Raw genomic sequence first — 1,392 nt, forward strand, 5'->3', positions numbered from 1 at the left:
GAGTCCATCAAAACCCCTTGGGTGTTGTATGGTTAAGCCTCACGGGCAATTAGTATCAGTTAGCTCAATGCCTCACAGCACTTACACACCTGACCTATCAACGTCGTAGTCTCCGACAACCCTTTAGGATACTTAAAGTATCAGGGAAGACTCATCTCAGGGCTCGCTTCCCGCTTAGATGCTTTCAGCGGTTATCGATTCCGAACTTAGCTACCGGGCAATGCGTCTGGCGACACAACCCGAACACCAGAGGTTCGTCCACTCCGGTCCTCTCGTACTAGGAGCAGCCCCCTTCAATCTTCCAACGCCCACGGCAGATAGGGACCGAACTGTCTCACGACGTTCTAAACCCAGCTCGCGTACCACTTTAAATGGCGAACAGCCATACCCTTGGGACCGACTTCAGCCCCAGGATGTGATGAGCCGACATCGAGGTGCCAAACACCGCCGTCGATATGAACTCTTGGGCGGTATCAGCCTGTTATCCCCGGAGTACCTTTTATCCGTTGAGCGATGGCCCTTCCATTCAGAACCACCGGATCACTATGACCTGCTTTCGCACCTGCTCGAATTGTCATTCTCGCAGTCAAGCGGGCTTATGCCATTGCACTAACCTCACGATGTCCAACCGTGATTAGCCCACCTTCGTGCTCCTCCGTTACTCTTTGGGAGGAGACCGCCCCAGTCAAACTACCCACCAGGCACTGTCCGCAACCCCGATAAGGGGTCGACGTTAGAACATCAACACTACAAGGGTGGTATTTCAAGGACGGCTCCACACATACTGGCGTACGTGCTTCAAAGCCTCCCACCTATCCTACACATGTAGGGTCAATGTTCAGTGCCAAGCTGTAGTAAAGGTTCACGGGGTCTTTCCGTCTAGCCGCGGGTACACTGCATCTTCACAGCGATTTCAATTTCACTGAGTCTCGGGTGGAGACAGCGTGGCCATCATTACGCCATTCGTGCAGGTCGGAACTTACCCGACAAGGAATTTCGCTACCTTAGGACCGTTATAGTTACGGCCGCCGTTTACCGGGGCTTCGATCAAGAGCTTCGACCGAAGTCTAACCCCATCAATTAACCTTCCGGCACCGGGCAGGCGTCACACCGTATACGTCATCTTACGATTTTGCACAGTGCTGTGTTTTTAATAAACAGTTGCAGCCACCTGGTATCTGCGACTCTCAATAGCTCCATCCGCGAGGGACTTCACCGTCGAGAGCGTACCTTCTCCCGAAGTTACGGTACCATTTTGCCTAGTTCCTTCACCCGAGTTCTCTCAAGCGCCTTGGTATTCTCTACCCGACCACCTGTGTCGGTTTGGGGTACGATTCCTTACAATCTGAAGCTTAGAGGCTTTTCCTGGAAGCATGGCATCAATGACTTCAC

Annotated in this window: 1 rRNA gene; it reads right to left on the reverse strand. The window is 52.6% G+C overall.

What is annotated here, in order from left to right:
• Positions 1 to 28: 28 nt before the first annotated feature.
• A 23S ribosomal RNA gene (locus UF05_RS07650) occupies positions 29 to 1,392 on the reverse strand; the annotation flags it as partial.

Origin of the sequence: Vibrio sp. S457-15, from assembly GCF_000960545.1 — a bacterium.
GTDB lineage: Bacteria > Pseudomonadota > Gammaproteobacteria > Enterobacterales > Vibrionaceae > Vibrio > Vibrio parahaemolyticus.